14 protein-coding genes are annotated in these 16,871 nt (G+C 64.1%); 4 read left to right on the top strand and 10 right to left on the bottom strand.

Annotation, left to right across the window (positions count from 1 at the left end):
- Positions 1–25: 25 nt before the first annotated feature.
- Entirely contained in the window at positions 26–1,828 is a 1,803-nt protein-coding gene (locus VGR99_RS32020) for a glycoside hydrolase family 15 protein (RefSeq protein WP_326903931.1), read from the top strand.
- A gap of 4 nt (positions 1,829–1,832) precedes the next feature.
- On the opposite strand, the gene VGR99_RS32015 is transcribed toward VGR99_RS32020, so the two are convergent.
- From VGR99_RS32015 to VGR99_RS31990, 6 genes are read right to left on the bottom strand one after another with little or no spacing between them, the layout of a single operon-like run.
- Positions 1,833–2,645, bottom strand: coding sequence for an HAD family hydrolase (locus VGR99_RS32015; protein WP_326903930.1), 813 nt, complete (start codon positions 2,643–2,645; stop codon positions 1,833–1,835).
- Between the two features lie 24 nt (positions 2,646–2,669).
- Positions 2,670–3,200 carry a gluconokinase gene (locus VGR99_RS32010; RefSeq protein ID WP_326903929.1) on the bottom strand — a complete coding sequence of 177 codons (531 nt, stop codon included), beginning with the start codon at positions 3,198–3,200 and terminating at the stop codon, positions 2,670–2,672.
- On the bottom strand, positions 3,187–3,936 hold the full coding sequence (gene pgl / locus VGR99_RS32005; protein WP_326903928.1) for a 6-phosphogluconolactonase: 750 nt from the start codon (positions 3,934–3,936) through the stop codon (positions 3,187–3,189). Before pgl ends, VGR99_RS32010 begins: the two co-directional genes overlap by 14 nt.
- Positions 3,936–5,447, bottom strand: coding sequence for a glucose-6-phosphate dehydrogenase (gene zwf, locus VGR99_RS32000; protein ID WP_326903927.1), 1,512 nt, complete (start codon positions 5,445–5,447; stop codon positions 3,936–3,938). The genes pgl and zwf overlap by 1 nt, the downstream gene beginning before the upstream one ends.
- Before the next feature lie 28 nt (positions 5,448–5,475).
- A complete protein-coding gene (gene gnd / locus VGR99_RS31995) occupies positions 5,476–6,474 on the bottom strand; it encodes a phosphogluconate dehydrogenase (NAD(+)-dependent, decarboxylating) (RefSeq protein WP_326903926.1) in 999 nt (332 codons plus the stop codon).
- A gap of 13 nt (positions 6,475–6,487) precedes the next feature.
- On the bottom strand, positions 6,488–9,337 hold the full coding sequence (locus VGR99_RS31990; RefSeq protein WP_326903925.1) for a bifunctional transaldolase/phosoglucose isomerase: 2,850 nt from the start codon (positions 9,335–9,337) through the stop codon (positions 6,488–6,490).
- Positions 9,338–10,291: 954 nt separating this feature from the next.
- Here VGR99_RS31990 and VGR99_RS31985 point away from each other — a divergent pair.
- The 3 genes from VGR99_RS31985 to VGR99_RS31975 are packed head-to-tail and all read left to right on the top strand — an operon-like array spanning position 10,292 to position 15,064.
- Positions 10,292–12,235, top strand: coding sequence for a PrkA family serine protein kinase (locus VGR99_RS31985; protein ID WP_326903924.1), 1,944 nt, complete (start codon positions 10,292–10,294; stop codon positions 12,233–12,235).
- Positions 12,236–12,254: 19 nt separating this feature from the next.
- Positions 12,255–13,532: a YeaH/YhbH family protein gene (locus VGR99_RS31980; protein ID WP_326904086.1), complete on the top strand. Its 1,278-nt coding sequence runs from the start codon at positions 12,255–12,257 to the stop codon at positions 13,530–13,532.
- The gene (locus VGR99_RS31975) at positions 13,529–15,064 is read left to right on the top strand and encodes a SpoVR family protein (RefSeq protein ID WP_326903923.1); all 1,536 of its coding nucleotides are present in this window, start codon (positions 13,529–13,531) and stop codon (positions 15,062–15,064) included. Before VGR99_RS31980 ends, VGR99_RS31975 begins: the two co-directional genes overlap by 4 nt.
- Positions 15,065–15,281: 217 nt before the next feature.
- Here the strand turns inward: VGR99_RS31975 and VGR99_RS31970 are convergent, their stop codons facing one another.
- From VGR99_RS31970 to VGR99_RS31955, 4 genes are read right to left on the bottom strand one after another with little or no spacing between them, the layout of a single operon-like run.
- A complete protein-coding gene (locus VGR99_RS31970) occupies positions 15,282–15,722 on the bottom strand; it encodes a DUF1801 domain-containing protein (protein ID WP_326904085.1) in 441 nt (146 codons plus the stop codon).
- A 14-nt stretch (positions 15,723–15,736) separates the two neighbouring features.
- The gene (locus tag VGR99_RS31965; protein WP_326903922.1) at positions 15,737–15,940 is read right to left on the bottom strand and encodes a hypothetical protein; all 204 of its coding nucleotides are present in this window, start codon (positions 15,938–15,940) and stop codon (positions 15,737–15,739) included.
- A 43-nt stretch (positions 15,941–15,983) separates the two neighbouring features.
- The gene (locus tag VGR99_RS31960) at positions 15,984–16,403 is read right to left on the bottom strand and encodes an SRPBCC domain-containing protein (RefSeq protein WP_326903921.1); all 420 of its coding nucleotides are present in this window, start codon (positions 16,401–16,403) and stop codon (positions 15,984–15,986) included.
- A complete protein-coding gene (locus tag VGR99_RS31955; RefSeq protein ID WP_326903920.1) occupies positions 16,400–16,723 on the bottom strand; it encodes a metalloregulator ArsR/SmtB family transcription factor in 324 nt (107 codons plus the stop codon). The genes VGR99_RS31960 and VGR99_RS31955 overlap by 4 nt, the downstream gene beginning before the upstream one ends.
- Positions 16,724–16,871: the final 148 nt, after the last annotated feature.

The raw sequence follows: 16,871 nt of genomic DNA, 5'->3' as shown, positions 1-16,871 counted from the left end.
CGGGGAATTCTCAGGCTCGAAACCATTGTCACAAAAGATCGAGGATTATGCCCTGATCGGTGACTGCGAGACCGCGGCGCTGGTCGGGCGCAACGGCTCGATCGACTGGCTGTGCTGGCCGGCCTTCGATTCCGACGCCTGCTTCGCCGCCATCCTCGGCACCGACAGGAACGGCCGCTGGCTGATCGCGCCGACCGAGGACGTCACCTCCATCTCGCGCCGTTATCTCGGCAACACCCTCATCCTCGAAACGCGCTTCGAGACGAAAGACGGCACCGTCGCCCTGATCGACTTCATGCCGCCGCGCGGCAAGGCCTCCGACATCGTCCGGCTGGTGCGCGGCGTCACAGGCACCGTGAAGATGCGGATGCAACTCGTGATCCGCTTCGGCTTCGGCGTCGACATTCCCTGGGTGCGGCGGATCGACCATTCGCTGATGGCCATCGCCGGCCAGGACATGACCGTGCTGCGCACGCCGGTCAAGACCCGCGGCGAGGACCTGACCACGGTGTCCGACTTCGAGGTGAAGCAAGGCGAGACCGTGCCGTTCGTGCTCACTTACGGCCCCTCGCATCTGGACCCGCCCGAGTCGATCGATCCGGAGATTGCCTTCCAGGAGACCGAAAAGTTCTGGAATGAGTGGTGCCAGCAGTGCACGCGCGACGGCGAGTACCACGATCTGATCATGCGCTCGCTGATCACGCTGAAGGCGCTGACCTTCGATCCCACCGGCGGCATCGTCGCCGCGCCGACGACGTCATTGCCCGAGAAGCTCGGCGGTGCCAGGAATTGGGACTATCGCTTCTGCTGGCTGCGCGATGCCACCTTCACGCTGCTGGCGCTGATGAACTCGGGCTACACCGAGGAAGCCTCGGCCTGGCACAATTGGCTGCTGCGCGCCGCGGCCGGCTCGCCGGCGAACATGCAGATCATGTACGGAATCTGGGGCCAGCGGCGACTTCTCGAATGGGAGGCGGACTGGCTCGACGGCTATGAGGGCGCCCAGCCGGTCCGCATCGGCAACGCCGCGCATGCGCAGCTCCAGCTCGACGTCTATGGCGAACTGATCGACGCCTTTCACCAGTCGCGCATGGCCAAGCTCAAGCTCGACGACGAGACCACCTGGGCGCTGGAATGCGCCGTGCTCCAGCATCTCGCCGAGGTCTGGGATCATCCCGATCACGGCATCTGGGAGCGGCGCGGCCAGCCCAGGCACTACGTCTTCTCCAAGGTCATGACCTGGGTCGCCTTCGACCGCGGCATCAAGAGCGCCGAGACTTTTGGCTTCAAGGCGCCGCTGCTGCACTGGCGGACCCTGCGCGAAGCCATTCACCGCGATGTCTGCAACAAGGGCTTTGATGTGGAGGAAAATGCCTTCGTGGATTCCTACGGCTCGAAATTGCTCGATGCATCCGTGCTGCTGCTGCCCGCCGTCGGCTTCCTGCCGGCAAACGACCCGCGCATCCGCGGCACCATCGCCGCGGTCGAAAAGCGCATGATGCGCGACGGCTTTGTTTTGCGGCACGATCCGTGCGAGGTGTCGGATGAGATCCAGCCGATCGAGGGTGCGTTCCTGGCCTGCACGCTGTGGCTCGCCGATGCCCATGTGCTGGCCGGCGATCTCGACAAGGCGCAGGTGCTGCTCGACCGCGTGGTCGGCATCGCCAACGACGTCGGCCTCCTGGCCGAAGAATACGATTCAGGCGCCCGGCGCCAGACCGGCAATTTCCCGCAAGCCCTGACCCACATCGCGCTGATCAACACCGCGCACAATCTGTCGGCGGCACGGCAGGAGAGCGAAAAGCCGGCCGTGCAGCGGTCGAAGTAGTGATTTAAGGGACCCCGTTCCACTTCAGGATCATCTCCATCGCCTCGGCGAAACCGTCCTGTTCATTGGTCGCGGTGACGTGGGTGGCCTGGTCCTTGACGTTGTCGGTGGCGTTGCCCATGGCGATCGAGGTGCCGGAGACGCGGAACATGGCGAGGTCGTTCTGCATGTCGCCGATGGTGGCGACCGCATCGGTGGAAATGCCGAGGCGCTTGGCCATGGCCTCCACGAAGGTGCCCTTGTCGAAGCCCGGCGGGGTGATGTCGAGATAATAGGTCTGCGAACGGACGGCGGTCGCCTCGCTGCCGAGCGCGTCCTGCATCGCCTTCTCGCAGCGCTCGAGGCCGGCGGCATCGGCACTGGCGCCGACGATCTTGCAGGCGCTGGCGAGATACGGCGAGAAGTCGGTCACGATGGTGGGATCGGAGCGGATCGTGTGCTGCTCATGCCCGACGTATTTTCCGCTCGGGTTGTCGATCAGCCATTTGTCGTAGGTGAACAGCCAGATGTCGGCGCCGAACTCGCGCAGGATTTTGAGGGATCGCTCGGCGGCGCTTGCCGGAATCAAATGCTGCTCGACCGGGTTCATCTCGGGATCGACGATCGAGGAGCCATTGAACGGGCCGACCGGCAGCCACAGCGCCAGCGGCTCGACCAAAAAGCGCATGCCGATGGCGGGGCGGCTGGAGGTGATGGTGAAGCCGATGCCGGCCTGGTGCAGCCGCTGCACCGCGCCCCTGGCGCGGTCCGTCAGCGTCTTGTCCTTGGTCAGCAGCGTGCCGTCGACGTCGGAGACGACCAGTGAGATTTTCGTCATGGCAGAACCCCAGGGTTCGGTTTCTCAGCGTTTCGCCCCGCTCAACCTCAATTGCCGCACCACGCCGTCCACGATCGCCTCGACGGATTCGTCGATCGAGACCGTGATGACGTGCTCGCCCGCCTCCGGCGGCTCCAGCGTGTCGAACTGGCTTGTCAGCAGCCCGGCCGGCATGAAATGGCCCTTGCGCTGCGCGAGCCGCTCGGCGATCAGCTCCCTTGTGCCCTTCAGGAACACGAAGCGAACGTCGTCGCGCCCGCGCAGCAGCACGTCACGATAGGTGTGCTTCAGCGCCGAGCAGGCGATGATGACGTGCTCGCCCTTGTCGCAGACCCGCGCGATTTCGTCGGCGATGGCGTTGAGCCAGGGCCAGCGATCCTCATCGGTGAGGGGATGGCCGGCGCGCATCTTCTCGACATTGCTGGCGGGATGAAAGCTGTCGCCGTCCTCGAACCGCCAGCCGAGCCGCTGGCCCAGCGCCTCCGCAACCGTGCTCTTGCCCGAACCCGACACGCCCATCACGATCAACGCACAAGGTGCTTCAACGCCCGCCACGAATTCCCTCCGGAAGCGCGGCCTGATCGACCAGCCAGACGGTCTCACCATTCGAGCGCGCGCGTACAGCCGGCAGACTCTCGCCATTGAGGAGGCGCGTCAAGATCGGCTGCTTGTCGTGCCCGGCAATCTCGAACAGCATTTCGTGGCACGAGGCCAGCACGGGCAACGTCAGCGACACCCGTGGCACGAACGGGGCGACATTGGCCTTGGGCACGCCGACGACCCAGCGCGTGGTCTCCTCGACCGCGGGATAGCCCGGAAACAGCGAGGCGGTGTGGCCGTCCGGGCCGGCGCCCATCAGGACCATGTCGAACAGCGGGCGCGCCGGATCGAGCTGGTCCGCGCCGTAGAAGGCCCGCAACTCGCGCGCATAGGTTTCGGCGCCTTGATCCGGATTTTCGACCTTGGTCGGGATCGGATGGATATGTCCGGACGACGCGTTGCGATCGAGGAAGGTCGCGCGCGCGACCGCCATGTTGTTGAGCGGATCGCTCTCGGGCACGAACCGCTCGTCGCCGATGAACCAGTGCACGCGGTCCCATGGGATCCTGCCGCGATAGGCGTCGCTGCCAAGCAGTTGATAGAGCTTCTTCGGGCTGGAGCCGCCGGTCAGGCAGATCGCGATCCGCCCGGGATTGGCCGCGATCCGCGCCATCACCCGCTCGGCGGCCGCCTGGGCCAGCGCCTCGGCGTCAGCCGCGACGATCAGCTTCGGCTGGTCGGCCGCTGCCATCACGAAAATTTCCGCCAGCTGCGCCCGTCGCGCCGCAGCAGCTCGTCGGCGCATCTTGGACCGTCGCTGCCGGCTTCATAGGTCTCGATGCCGTTGGTGCCCTCGCTCTTCCAGGCATCCAGGAACGGCTGCACCGCCTGCCATCCGGCCTCGATGCCGTCGGCGCGCTGGAACAGGATGTTGTCGCCGATCATGCAGTCGTAGATCAACGTCTCGTAGCCGGTCGAGGGATCGGCGCGGAAATAGTCGCCGTACTTGAACTTCATCTCGACGCCGTCGATGGTGATGCTCGGCCCCGGGATCTTGGCGTTGAACTGCAGCTCGATGGTTTCGGTCGGCGCGATGCCGATGGTGAGGAAGTTCTGCGACAGGCGGTCGACGTCGGTGCCTGAGAACATCGACAGTGGCGCCTGCTTGAACTTGATCGCCACTTCCGTGCGCTTGTGGCCGAGCGCCTTGCCGGTGCGCAGATAGAACGGCACGCCGGCCCAGCGCCAATTGTCGATCATCAGCTTCAGTGCGACAAAGGTCTCGGTGGTGCTGCCGGGCTTGACGTCCTCGGTCTTGCGATAGTCCGTGAGCTCGTCGTCGCCGATGCGGCCGGCGAGATATTGCGCGCGGACAGAATTCTTCAGCGCCTCTTCCCGGCTGGGCTGCTGGATCGACGTCAGCACGTCGGCCTTTTCGGAGCGCACGGAATGCGCGTCGAAGCGCGCCGGCGGCTCCATCGCGACCAGCGACATCAGCTGGAACAGATGGTTCGGCACCATGTCGCGCAGCGCGCCGGTGGCGTCGTAGAAGCCGCCGCGATGGCCGACGCCGAGCTTCTCCTCCACGGTGATCTGGATGTGGTCGATATGGTTGCGATTCCAGATCGGCTCGAACATGCCGTTGGCAAAGCGCAGCACCAGGATGTTCTGCACCGTCTCCTTGCCGAGATAATGATCGATCCGGTAGATCTGGTGCTCGTCCATGATCTTCAGCAGCTCGCCATTCAACGCCTTGGCGGAGGCGAGGTCGGTGCCGAACGGCTTTTCGATCACCAGCCGCCGCCAGGCGCCGTTCTCTTTCATCATGCCGGTGCGGCCGAGCTCGCGCGCGGTCGGCGCGAAGGCGGCGGGCGGCGTGGCGAGATAGAACAGCCGGTTGCCGCCGGTTTCCTGGGCGCATTCCAGCGAATCCAGATGCTCGCGCAAACGATCAAAGGAGGGCGGGTCCTTCGGATCGGCCTCGACGAAGGTCACGCATTCCAGCAGTTTCCGGGCGATGTCGTCGTCCACGGGCCGCGTCGCGAACTGGCGCAGGCCCTTCATCAGGCTGTCGCGCAGCTCGTCATCGGACTGGCCCTTGCGGGCTACGCCGACGACACAGAACTTTTCCGGTAGCAGGTGCTCGGCGGCGAGATTGTAGAGCGACGGCATCACCAGGCGGTGAGTGAGATCGCCGGTCACGCCAAAGATGACGAAGGCGCAATTTTCCGGCTTGCGCTTGGCTTGCGGGTCTTTTGTCACGAACGATTGGCCTTCGTGTTGTTACGTCTTACTTGGGCTTCGAAGCGCCCGGCTGCTTCGGCTCCTTGTGGCCGCCGAACCCCGCGCGCATTGCAGAAAGAATTTTTTCGGCGAAGGTGTGTTCCTTGCGGGAACGGAAACGTGTGTAGAGCGCAGCGGTCAGCACTTCGGCCGGCACGGCCTCGTCGATCGCCGCATTCACGGTCCAGCGGCCTTCGCCGGAATCTTCGACAAAGCCCGAATATTCCGACAGGACCGGGCTGTCGGCGAGCGCCGTCGAGGTGAGGTCGAGCAGCCAGGACGGGATCACGGAGCCGCGACGCCAGACCTCGGCAATGTCGGCGAGATCGAAATCGTAGCGATGGTCGGCGGGCAGCGCGTCGATGTTGGCGTTCTTGAGGATGTCGAAGCCTTCGGCATAGGCCTGCATCAGGCCGTATTCGATGCCGTTGTGGATCATCTTCACGAAATGGCCGGCGCCGACGGGACCGGCATGGATGTAGCCCTGCTCGATGCGGGGATCGCGTCCGTCGCGTCCTTCGGTGCGCGGAATGTCGCCGGCGCCGGGGGCGAGCGCGGCGAAGATCGGATCGAGCCGGTCCACCACGGGCTTCTCGCCGCCGATCATCATGCAATAGCCGCGGTCGAGACCCCAGACGCCGCCGGAGGTGCCGACGTCGACATAATGGATGCCGCGGGCCTTCAGCGCCTTGCCGCGGCGGACGTCGTCCTGCCAGAAGGTGTTGCCGCCGTCGATGATGACGTCGCCTTCCTGCATCACGCCCGCGATGGTGTCGATCGTGGTCTCGGTGATGTGCCCCGCAGGCAGCATCACCCAGGCGGTGCGTGGCCGCTCGAGCTTCGAGATGAACTCTTCCAGCGTCGCCGAGCCCACCGCGCCGTCGGCGGCGAGGCCCGCGACGGCCTTGGCGTCCTTGTCATAGACCACGGTCGAATGGCTGTGGCGCATCAGGCGGCGAACGATGTTGCCGCCCATCCGGCCGAGGCCGATCATGCCGAGTTGCATGTGAAAGCTTCCCTTAATTCAGTGCGTCGTTGAGCGCGGCGTTGAGCGCCGCGAGACCTTTCTTGAGCCCGCCCTTGAGGTGGACGCGCAATGCACGCCGCCCGCGCTCGGTGAGCACGTCGAAATCGCCGCGCGCCTGCGCCGCCTTGATCACGCCGAAGCTGGCCTTCTGGCCCGGCACGGCAAGATCCTTGGCATCGTCGGCGGTGATCTGGAGGAACACGCCGCTGTCGGGTCCGCCCTTGTAGGCCTGCCCGGTGGAGTGCAGGAAGCGTGGCCCGAATTCGGCGCAGGTCGCGACATGCCGCTTCTCGCGTACCTCGAGCCGCATGGCCTGGAGTGCGTCGATCGTCGCCTTGTCGCGCGCGATATAGCCGAGCAGGGCGACATAGTCGCCGTGGTTCGAGCGCGACAGATGCGCCTTCAGCCAGGAGGTGAGGTCGCCATTGGCGCCGGCAGCGCGCAGCGCCTTGGCGTTGGCCTCGTCGGTGTAGAGATCGGCCTCCTTTGTGCTGACCACCGGCTGCTCGGCCGGCAGCGCGCCGGTCTTCTCGAACGACGCCGTCAGCTCGCGGGTCTTGATCTTGGCCGCCTCCACGTCCGGCTGGTCGAACGGGTTGATGCCGAGGATCGAGCCTGCCACCGCGGTCGCCATCTCGAAGCGGAAGAACTCTTGGCCGAGATGGTCGATCGACTTCATGACGATGCGCACGACGGGGTGGCCGGCCGCTTCGATGGCGGCCAGCTTGGAGTCATGCGCGGCGTCGGCTTCGCCCTCGGTGCGGATGTCGATGAAGAAGCGGTCGTTGCCGTAGAGCGCCGGCTCGCCCAGCGGCTCGCCGTCGATCGGGATCAGGCCCTTGCCTTCCTTGCCGGTCGATTCCGCGATGAGCTGCTCGGCCCAGGCGCCGAAATCGGCGATCTTCTTCGACGACAGGATCGTTACCTTGTCGCGGCCTTCGAGCGCCGCGAGGCCCATGGCAAGGCCGAGCTGCACGCCGGGGTTCTCAGCTGGCGGCACGTCCGGTCCGCAGGAGCGCGCCATCGAGAGCGCATGCTTGATGAAGGTCTTGACGTCGATGCCGGCCGTGGCCGCCGGCACCAGGCCGAACGGCGACAGCACCGAATAGCGGCCGCCGATCGTGGGCTCGCCATGGAAGATGCGGGCGTAGTTCAGGCTCTTGGCCGCCTTCTCCAGCGACGAGCCGGGATCGGTCACCGCGATGAAGCGGAAGCCGGTCTTGGCCTTCGGGCCGAGAGCCTGCGCGACGCGCTCATGGAAATAATCCTTCATCGCGTTCGGCTCGGTGGTGCCACCGGATTTGCTCGACACGATGAACACCGTATTGGCGATGTCGATCTTGTCTTCCATCGCGCGGACCTGCGCCGGGTCGGTGGAATCCAGCACGTGCAGCTTCGGGAAGCCGGGCTTCTTTCCAAAGGTCTCGGCCAGCACCTCGGGGCCGAGGCTCGATCCGCCCATGCCGAGCACGACGGCGTCGGAGAACTTCTGGCCCTTCACGCGGCCCGCATAGTCCTCATAGTCGGCGACGTCGGCTTTGGCGGCGCTGTCGAGCCAGCCGAGCCATTTGTTCTCGTCGGTGCCGGTCCAGACCGATTTGTCGCGTTGCCAGAGCCGGCGGATCTTGGCCGCGGCACGCCATTCCTCGGTGCTCTTGGCCACGGCCTTGCCGAGCCCGTCACCGAGCGAGAGCTGCTGGCGGTCGATTGCCGGCCCGAGCACGGTGGCGCGCTTGTGTGCGACGGCGCCGTACAGCTTGTCGGCGGCGTCCGCGAACAGCTTGACGCCGTCCTTGACCAGCTCCTCGGTGATGGCGTCGAGCGAGACGCCGGAGCGCTCCAGCTCTTCCAGCACGCGGCGGGCGTCGTCCACGTTCTCCTCGAGACTGTCGCGCGCCTTGCCGTGGTCGCGGAACGCGTCCAGCGTTGCCGGCGGCACGGTGTTGACGGTGTCGGGGCCGATCAGCTCCTCGACATAGAGGACGTCGCTGTAGTCCTTGTTCTTGGTGCCGGTCGAGGCCCACAGCATGCGTTGCGGCTTGGCGCCCTTGGCGGCGAGCTTCTCCCAGCGCGGACCCGAGAACAGGCGCTTGTAATCCTGATAGGCGACCTTGGCGTTGGCGATCGCGACCTTGCCCTTCAGCGCGGCGAGCCGCTCCTTCTCGGAGGGGTCGTTGGCGCGAGCGATCTTCTCGTCGAGCTGCTTGTCCACCACGCTGTCGATGCGGCTGACGAAGAAGCTCGCCACGCTCGCGACATGCGAGGGATCGCCGCCACCGGCGACGTATTTTTCGAGCCCGGCGAGGTAGGCCTCGGCGACCTGGAGATAGACGGCCTTGGAGAACAGCAGCGTAATGTTGATGCTGATGCCGTCGCCGATCAGCGTCTCGATCGCCGGCAGGCCCTCCGGCGTCGCCGGCACCTTCACCATCAGGTTCTTGCGACCAACGTCCTTCCAGAGCCGGCGCGCCTCGGCGACCGTGCCGGCGGTGTCCATCGCAAGGTAAGGCGAGACTTCGAGGCTGACATAGCCGTCGCCGCCCTTGAGGCGGTCATAAACCGGGCGGAGCACGTCGGCGGCGGCCTGGATGTCCTCGACCGCCACGGCTTCGAACAGGTCGGCAACGGTCCGGTCGCCGCGCTTCAGCGCTTTGCCGATCGGGGCGTCATATTCGTCGGAGCTGCCGATCGCCTTCTCGAAGATCGACGGATTGGAGGTGACGCCCTTGACGCCGTCGGTGTCGATCAGCCGCTTCAGGTCGCCCTTGGCGATGAAGCCGCGGGCGAGGAAGTCCAGCCAGACGGCTTGACCGTGCTTTTCGAGTTCTTTGACGGGATTCATGGTGCTTTTTATCTCCAAGCCTGCGGGCGGAGGGGGTTTCCGCGCCGGTCCTGACGCGCTATCCTTTAGCCCACATGCTCCCGGGAGGGAACCAATCAAGGGCGTAGGCGTCATCCCCTCAAGGTAACTCCGTCGCGATCATGGCGATCCGGCGGAAGTCGTGCCTTTGCGTAATAAAAGTTTGACCGGGATGCTTCGGCCGAGGTCTTGTTGCGTGAGGATGATCTGTCGCGTCGCTGAGTGTCGTCAGTGGAGTTCGATCCGTCTGATCGTGATTGGCTCGGTCGCGAATGGCCATGCTGGGGGAAAGCATGCACGCGCATCCTGATGGCGTTGCCGTCGCCGGCGATCGATCGCGCCGGCCGTCCGCATCGGTGCATCTCACACTCACGAAACTGGTCGACGTGCGTCGTGCGGACGCTCGTCGCGGCGAGCGCAAGGTTAACTCTCAGGTCAGGCGCGGCAGCGCTCCTGCATCCGCGCTGCTACGCGCCGCGTGCTGAACAGTTGGATTGTTATCCTTTCGGAGGGTGTAGCGACCGATTTTGACACAGCGCTGTGCGCTTGCCGCGCCGCTCATGCTGCCTGCAGTCCGGACATCGCATTGCAGCAGGAAGATGAACGCGCGCCACGCAAGCTCCCCGCAAGCGTCACAAGTTTGCCGCTGGCGGATCGTCATGTTGCAGTGCCGGAGACAGCCGTCCCCGGTATTGCCCGGATGTGGCGAGCGAGTGACAATTTCTGGAAATGAGCGAAGATAGAGATAGATTCGCACAAATTACAGGCAAGTGCCTGTTCGTAATTCACAGAGTGCCTACCTTGTGCGTTGCGTGGTGTCGGCACCAGGGTGTCCAATGATCGTCATGTGCTCACGCTGATTCGAGAAGCGGCCTGAGGAACGGTCCAGTAACGCTTTCGTTTCAGCTTGTAGCGGAACTCACGCGGAGAGGGATCATGTATAACGATTCTCTATTCAACGCTTTCGCTCGGTCGTTCGAGGCGAGAAGCCAGCACGACATGTCGATGGCGGAATATCTGGAATCGTGTCGAAGCGATCCCATGAAATACGCGAATGCGGCCGAACGGTTACTAGCGGCGATCGGTGAACCTCAGACGATTGACACGGCCAAGGACCCACGCCTTGGCCGTATTTTTTTGAACCGCACCATCCGGACCTATCCGGCCTTCGCCGGCTTCTACGGCATGGAAGAAACCATCGAGCGCATCGTCGGTTTCTTCCGCCACGCCGCGCAAGGTCTCGAAGAGCGCAAGCAGATCCTCTATCTGCTCGGCCCGGTCGGCGGCGGCAAGTCGTCGCTCGCCGAACGGCTCAAGTCGCTGATGGAAGTGCAGCCGATCTACGTGCTCAAGGCCGGCGATGAACTCTCGCCCGTGTTCGAAAGTCCGCTCAGCCTGTTCGATCCTGACAATCTCGGGCCGATGCTGGAAGAGAAATACGGCATTCCGCGCCGGCGCCTCACTGGCCTGATGAGCCCTTGGTGCTACAAGCGGCTCGAGGCCTTCGGCGGCGATATCTCGCAATTCCGCGTCGCCAAGATCCAGCCGTCGCGGCTGCGCCAGATCGCGGTTTCCAAGACCGAGCCCGGTGACGAGAACAACCAGGACATCTCCTCGCTGGTCGGCAAGGTCGACATCCGCAAGCTCGAGACCTATGCGCAGAACGACCCCGACGCCTACAGCTATTCGGGCGGCCTCAACCGCGCCAACCAGGGCATCCTCGAATTCGTCGAGATGTTCAAGGCGCCGATCAAGATGCTGCATCCGTTGCTCACGGCAACGCAGGAAGGCAACTACATCGGCACCGAGAATATCGGCGCGATCCCGTTCACCGGCGTGATCCTGGCGCACTCCAACGAAGCGGAGTGGGCGAGCTTCAAGGCCAACAAGAACAACGAAGCCTTCATCGACCGCATCTGCGTCATCAAGGTGCCGTACTGCCTGCGCGTCACCGAAGAGCAGAAGATCTACGAGAAGCTGATCCAGGGCTCCGAGCTCGCGGCCGCGCCTTGCGCGCCCTCGACGCTGGAGACGCTGGCGCGGTTCTCGGTGATGTCGCGCCTGCGCAAGCACGAGAACTCCACGCTGTTCGGCAAGATGCGGGTCTATGACGGCGAGAGCCTGAAGGAATCCGATCCTAAGGCGCGCAGCGTCCAGGAATATCGCGATGCCGCCGGCGTCGACGAGGGCATGGACGGCGTCTCCACCCGCTTCGCCTTCAAGATCCTGGCTGCGACCTTCAACCACGATCCGCAGGAGGTCGCCGCCGACGCCGTGCATCTGATGTACGCGCTGGAGCAGTCGATCCGCCGCGAGCAGCTGCCCGAGGAAGTCGAGAAGCGCTATCTCGAATTCATCAAGGCCGACCTGGCGCCGCGTTACGCCGAGTTCATCGGCAACGAGATCCAGAAGGCGTACCTCGAATCCTACTCGGATTACGGCCAGAACCTGTTCGACCGCTACGTCGACTACGCCGACGCCTGGATCGAGGACCAGGACTTCAAGGATCCCGACACCGGCCAGTTGCTGGATCGCGAGCTTTTGAACCAGGAATTGACCAAAATCGAGAAACCGGCGGGCATTGCCAACCCCAAGGACTTCCGCAACGAGGTCGTCAAATTCTCGTTACGCTCGCGGGCCCAGAACGGCGGCAAAAATCCGACCTGGACCTCCTACGAGAAGATTCGCGACGTGATCGAAAAGCGGATATTCTCCCAGGTCGAGGACCTGCTTCCGGTCATCTCCTTCGGGTCGAAGAAGGACGGCGAGACGGAGAAGAAGCACGGCGAGTTCGTCGCACGCATGGTGGAGCGCGGCTACACCGAGCGTCAGGTTCGCCGGCTCGTCGAATGGTACATGCGCGTGAAGCAGGCCGGTTGAGGCGGATGAAAAAGTGCCGATTCACATCATTGACAGGCGCCTGAATCCAGGCGGCAAGAGTCTCGAGAACCGCCAGCGGTTCTTGCGTCGGGCCAAATCCCTGGTGCAGGGCGCCGTCAAGAAGACCTCGCAGGAACGAGACATCAAGGACGTCCTGGAGGGTGGTGAGGTCACGATACCGCTCGACGGTATGCACGAGCCGCGTTTCCGCCGTGAACGCGGAACGCGCGACATGGTGCTGCCCGGGAACAAGAAGTTCGTCGAGGGTGACTATCTGCAGCGCTCCGGCCAGGGCAGCGCCAAGGACTCCGGTCCCGGCGAAGGCGACAGCGAAGACGCCTTCCGCTTCGTGCTCTCCCGTGACGAGTTCGTCGATCTCTTCCTCGACGATCTCGAATTGCCGGATCTTGCCAAGCGCAAGATCGCGCAGACCGAGAGCGAGGGCATCCAGCGCGCCGGCTACACCACGTCGGGCTCGCCCGCCAACATCTCGGTGAGCCGGACCGTAAAACTCGCGCTGGCCCGCCGCATCGCGCTCGGGCGTCCCCGCAAGGAGGAGATCGAGGAGCTGGAAGCCGCGATCGCCGCCTGCACCGACGAGGACGAGCGCGTGGAGCTCATCGCCCAGCTCGAAAAGCTCAAGGCGAAGACCAAGCGCATTCCCTTCGTCGACCCGCTCGACATCCGCTACCGCCGCTACGAGAAGGTGCCGCGCCCGGTCGCGCAAGCCGTGATGTTCTGCCTGATGGACGTCTCGGGCTCGATGTCCGAGCACATGAAGGATCTGGCAAAACGCTTCTACATGCTGCTCTACGTGTTCCTGAAGCGGCGCTACAAGCACGTCGAGATCGTCTTCATCCGCCACACCGACCGCGCCGAGGAGGTCGACGAGCAGACCTTCTTCTACGGCCCGGCCTCGGGCGGCACGCTGGTCTCCAGCGCGCTGCAGGCGATGAACGATATCGTGCGCGAGCGCTTCAATCCGTCGGACTGGAACATCTACGCAGCCCAGGCTTCCGACGGCGACAATTCCTATTCCGACGGCGAGCTCACGGGCATGCTGCTGACCGACAAGATTTTGCCGGTCTGCCAGTTCTTCGCCTATCTCGAGGTCGGCGAGTCCGGTGGCAGCGCCTTCGATCTCTCCGACTCCTCGCTGTGGACCCTCTACGACCGGCTGCGCAACGGCGGCGCACCGCTCTCGATGCGCAAGGTCAGCGAGCGCAGCGAGATCTTCCCGGTGTTCCACGATCTGTTCCAGCGCCGCGACGCTACCCAGGAGAAAGCCGCTCCATGACGGAAAGACTGTTCGAAGGCGCCGATTGGGACTTCCACACCTTGCAGCGCATCACCGATGCCTGCGAGGAGGTGGCACTCAAGCAGCTCGGGCTCGACGTCTATCCGAACCAGATCGAGGTCATCACCGCCGAGCAGATGCTGGATGCCTATTCCTCCGTCGGCATGCCCCTGTTCTACAAGCACTGGTCGTTCGGCAAGCAGTTCGCGTTCCACGAGGCGTCCTACCGCAAGGGCCTGATGGGCCTCGCCTATGAGATCGTGATCAACTCCTCGCCCTGCATCTCCTACCTGATGGAGGAGAACACGGCGACGATGCAGACGCTGGTGATCGCGCACGCCGCCTTCGGCCACAACCACTTCTTCAAGAACAACTATTTGTTCAAGCAGTGGACCGATGCCGAGGGCATCCTGGATTACCTCGACTTCGCCAAGAACTACGTCATGCAGTGCGAGGAGCGCTACGGCCGCACCGAGGTCGAGCGCACGCTCGACGCCGCGCACGCACTGATGTCGCACGGCATCGACCGCTATCCCGGCAAGAAGAAGCTGGATTTGCGCGAGGAAGAGAAGCGGGCAGGGCGCCGCCGCCAGCACGAGGAGGAAGTCTTCAACGATCTCTGGCGCACCGTTCCCAAGGGCGCCGCCAAGAGCCGGTCAGCGATCTCTATCGAGCGGCGCCGCAAGCTGCTCGGCCTGCCGCAGGAGAACCTGCTCTATTTCCTGGAGAAGAGCGCGCCGCGCCTGGCACCCTGGCAGCGCGAGCTGCTGCGCATCGTCCGCCACATCGCGCAGTACTTCTATCCGCAGAGCCAGACCAAGGTGATGAACGAGGGGACGGCGACCTACGTCCACTATCGCATCATGACCAAGCTGCACGAGCAGGGCCGCATCACCGACGGCAACTTCCTCGAATTCCTGGGCTCGCACACCAACGTGGTGTTCCAGCCCGAATTCGACGATCCGCGCTACTCCGGCTTCAATCCCTATGCGCTCGGCTTTGCCGTGATGCAGGACATCGAGCGCATCGTCACCAAGCCGGAGGACGAGGACCGCGAGTGGTTCCCCGACATCGCCGGCAAGGGCGACGTGATGGGCGTGCTGCGCGATGTCTGGGCCAATTACCGCGACGAAAGCTTCATCGGCCAGTTCCTGAGTCCCAAATTGATGCGGCACTTCCGCATGTTCCATCTGCACGACGATCCCGAGGAGCGCGCGGGCATCCGCGTCGATGCCATCCACGACGAGCGCGGCTTCCGCCGCGTCCGCCGCGAGCTGGCGCGTCAGCACGATGTCGGCTTCATCGATGCCAACATCGAGGTGGTGGACGTCGATCTCTCCGGCGACCGCCGGCTGATCCTGCATCACCACGTCATCAAGGGCTCGCAGCTCAACGAGACCGACACCAAGCGCGTGCTGCAGCACCTCGCCGATCTCTGGACCTACGACGTCTCGCTGATCGAGGTCGACGCCAACGACAAGGTGTTGCGCGAATACGTCGTGAGCCCGCGCCCGATCCCGGTGGCGGCCTGAGGCGGCTGGCTGCGTCCAAAATATCGCAGCGATAGTTCGCGCGCGGCCCATCCTTCGAGACGCCCGCCTTTGGCGGGCCCTCAGGATGAGGACGGAGTGCGTGGCAGCAAACTCTGCAGACAGAGATGCTGCTGAGCCTCATCCTGAGGAGACCGCGAAGCGGTCGTCTCGAAGGACGAGGCGCTTGCTCTGGCGGCTACCAAGAATTTGTCGTGCTCTAAGCCGAGCGCCTCTTGGCCGGCTTCTTCTTCGCCCCATTCAGCTCCACCGCGGCGCGGATCAGCGCCTTCAGCGCCTTCTCATTGATCTTCTCACCCTCGCGAATGTCGATCGCGCGGCGCACATTGCCGTCGAGGCTGGAATTGAACAGCCCGGCCGGGTCGTCCAGCGCCGCGCCCTTGGCGAAGGTCAGCTTCACCACTTCCTTGTAGGTCTCGCCGGTGCAGATGATGCCGTCGTGCTCCCACACGGGAACGCCGTGCCATTTCCATTCCTCGACGACCTCAGGATCGGCCTCCTTGATCAGGCCGCGGACCCGCGCCAGCGTCTCGCCGCGCCAATCACTGAGCTCCCTGATCCGGCCGTCGATCATTTTTGAGGGCGACGCGCTGCTCGTTTCTTTCGCGCCGGTCTTCTTCGCGGTCACGGCTTTCTTCATCATATCGCCCCCGTTCACGCGTTGCTGCGGCGCAGATACGGCCGCGCGAACAGATAGAGCCCGGTCGCGAGCAACGGAATCAGCGGCACGAAGGCCAAGAGGCCGATCCACGTCGCCTGAACCTGCATGGTCAACGCAACGATGTTGGCGATGACGGCCACCGTGAAAGCCATCGACAGCCAGCGATGAATCTGCCGGATCCACATGTTCGAGTTCATTGGGGTCTCCTTCCGAAAATGATTGAGCGTGACGCCGGCAGAGCTACTCGGCCCGCGCCAGCACTTCGTCCAGCTTGTTGAAAAACTGCTTCCAGCCGGCATGCGCGCCGCCATAGGCCTGCTTCTGCGTCGGGCTGAAGCCCGCCTGCTCGACGCGCAGATGCGTGCCGGCATGCGTCGGCGTCAGCGTGAAGGTGACGATGCTCCTGAGATCGAACGCCGCATCCTCGTGCGAAAAATTCCAGGTGTAGGCGAGCGTCTTCTGCGGCTCGATGGTGAGCACCTCGCAGTCCAGCACGCCGCCCCATTCACCGCGCAGATTGAAGCGATGGCCGACGGTCGGCTTGAAGTCGTTCTTCATCAGCCATTCCTCGATCAGATGCGGCTGCGTCAGCGCGCGCCAGAGCCGCTCGGCCGGAAAGGCGAATTCGCGCTCGACGACGACGGAACGGGTTTCGGTCATTGGTCCATCCTCTTCAGGAGATCATCGAGTGCATCGAGCCGGTTCTGCCAGAAGCCGGCCATCTGGCTGGTCCAGTCGATCAGCGGATTCAGTGCGCCGGGCTGGGCGCTGTAATGGGTCTGGCGTCCCTCATGGCGGTCGCGCACCAAGCCCGCCTGCTTCAGCGCGCCCAAATGTTTCGAGACCGCCGGCTGGGAAACGCCGGACTGCGCCGTCAGTGCCCCGACCGTCTGCTCGCCCTCGCGGCACAGCCGCTCGAAGATCGCCCGCCGGGTCGGGTCGGCGAGGATCCTGAACAGGAGATCGTGGGCGGCGGACATGTGGAATCCATAACTCACAAGTTATGGATTAATTCATAACCGCAGAGTTATGGGTATGTCAAGGAGGGTGGAGAGGGGAGAGCGCTCGCTCCGCCGTCATTGCGAGGAGCGAAGCGACGAAGCAATCCAGAGTCCCTCCGCTGAGGGA

The sequence above is a fragment of the Bradyrhizobium sp. genome, assembly GCF_035935975.1.
Taxonomy (GTDB): Bacteria; Pseudomonadota; Alphaproteobacteria; order Rhizobiales; family Xanthobacteraceae; genus Bradyrhizobium.
This window is presented reverse-complemented; position numbering and strand designations above follow the sequence as displayed.

Excerpts from the sequence above, each read along its gene's own strand:
- VGR99_RS31965 (WP_326903922.1), bottom strand. The coding sequence starts at position 15,940 with ATGAACTCGAACATGTGGATCCGGCAGATTCATCGCTGGCTGTCGATG.
- VGR99_RS31975 (WP_326903923.1), top strand. The coding sequence starts at position 13,529 with ATGACGGAAAGACTGTTCGAAGGCGCCGATTGGGACTTCCACACCTTG.
- VGR99_RS32015 (WP_326903930.1), bottom strand. The coding sequence starts at position 2,645 with ATGACGAAAATCTCACTGGTCGTCTCCGACGTCGACGGCACGCTGCTG.
- VGR99_RS31960 (WP_326903921.1), bottom strand. The coding sequence starts at position 16,403 with ATGACCGAAACCCGTTCCGTCGTCGTCGAGCGCGAATTCGCCTTTCCG.
- gnd (WP_326903926.1), bottom strand. The coding sequence starts at position 6,474 with ATGCAACTCGGCATGATCGGCCTCGGCCGGATGGGCGGCAACATCGTT.
- pgl (WP_326903928.1), bottom strand. The coding sequence starts at position 3,936 with ATGGCAGCGGCCGACCAGCCGAAGCTGATCGTCGCGGCTGACGCCGAG.
- VGR99_RS31985 (WP_326903924.1), top strand. The coding sequence starts at position 10,292 with ATGTATAACGATTCTCTATTCAACGCTTTCGCTCGGTCGTTCGAGGCG.
- VGR99_RS31970 (WP_326904085.1), bottom strand. The coding sequence starts at position 15,722 with ATGAAGAAAGCCGTGACCGCGAAGAAGACCGGCGCGAAAGAAACGAGC.
- VGR99_RS31955 (WP_326903920.1), bottom strand. The coding sequence starts at position 16,723 with ATGTCCGCCGCCCACGATCTCCTGTTCAGGATCCTCGCCGACCCGACC.
- VGR99_RS31990 (WP_326903925.1), bottom strand. The coding sequence starts at position 9,337 with ATGAATCCCGTCAAAGAACTCGAAAAGCACGGTCAAGCCGTCTGGCTG.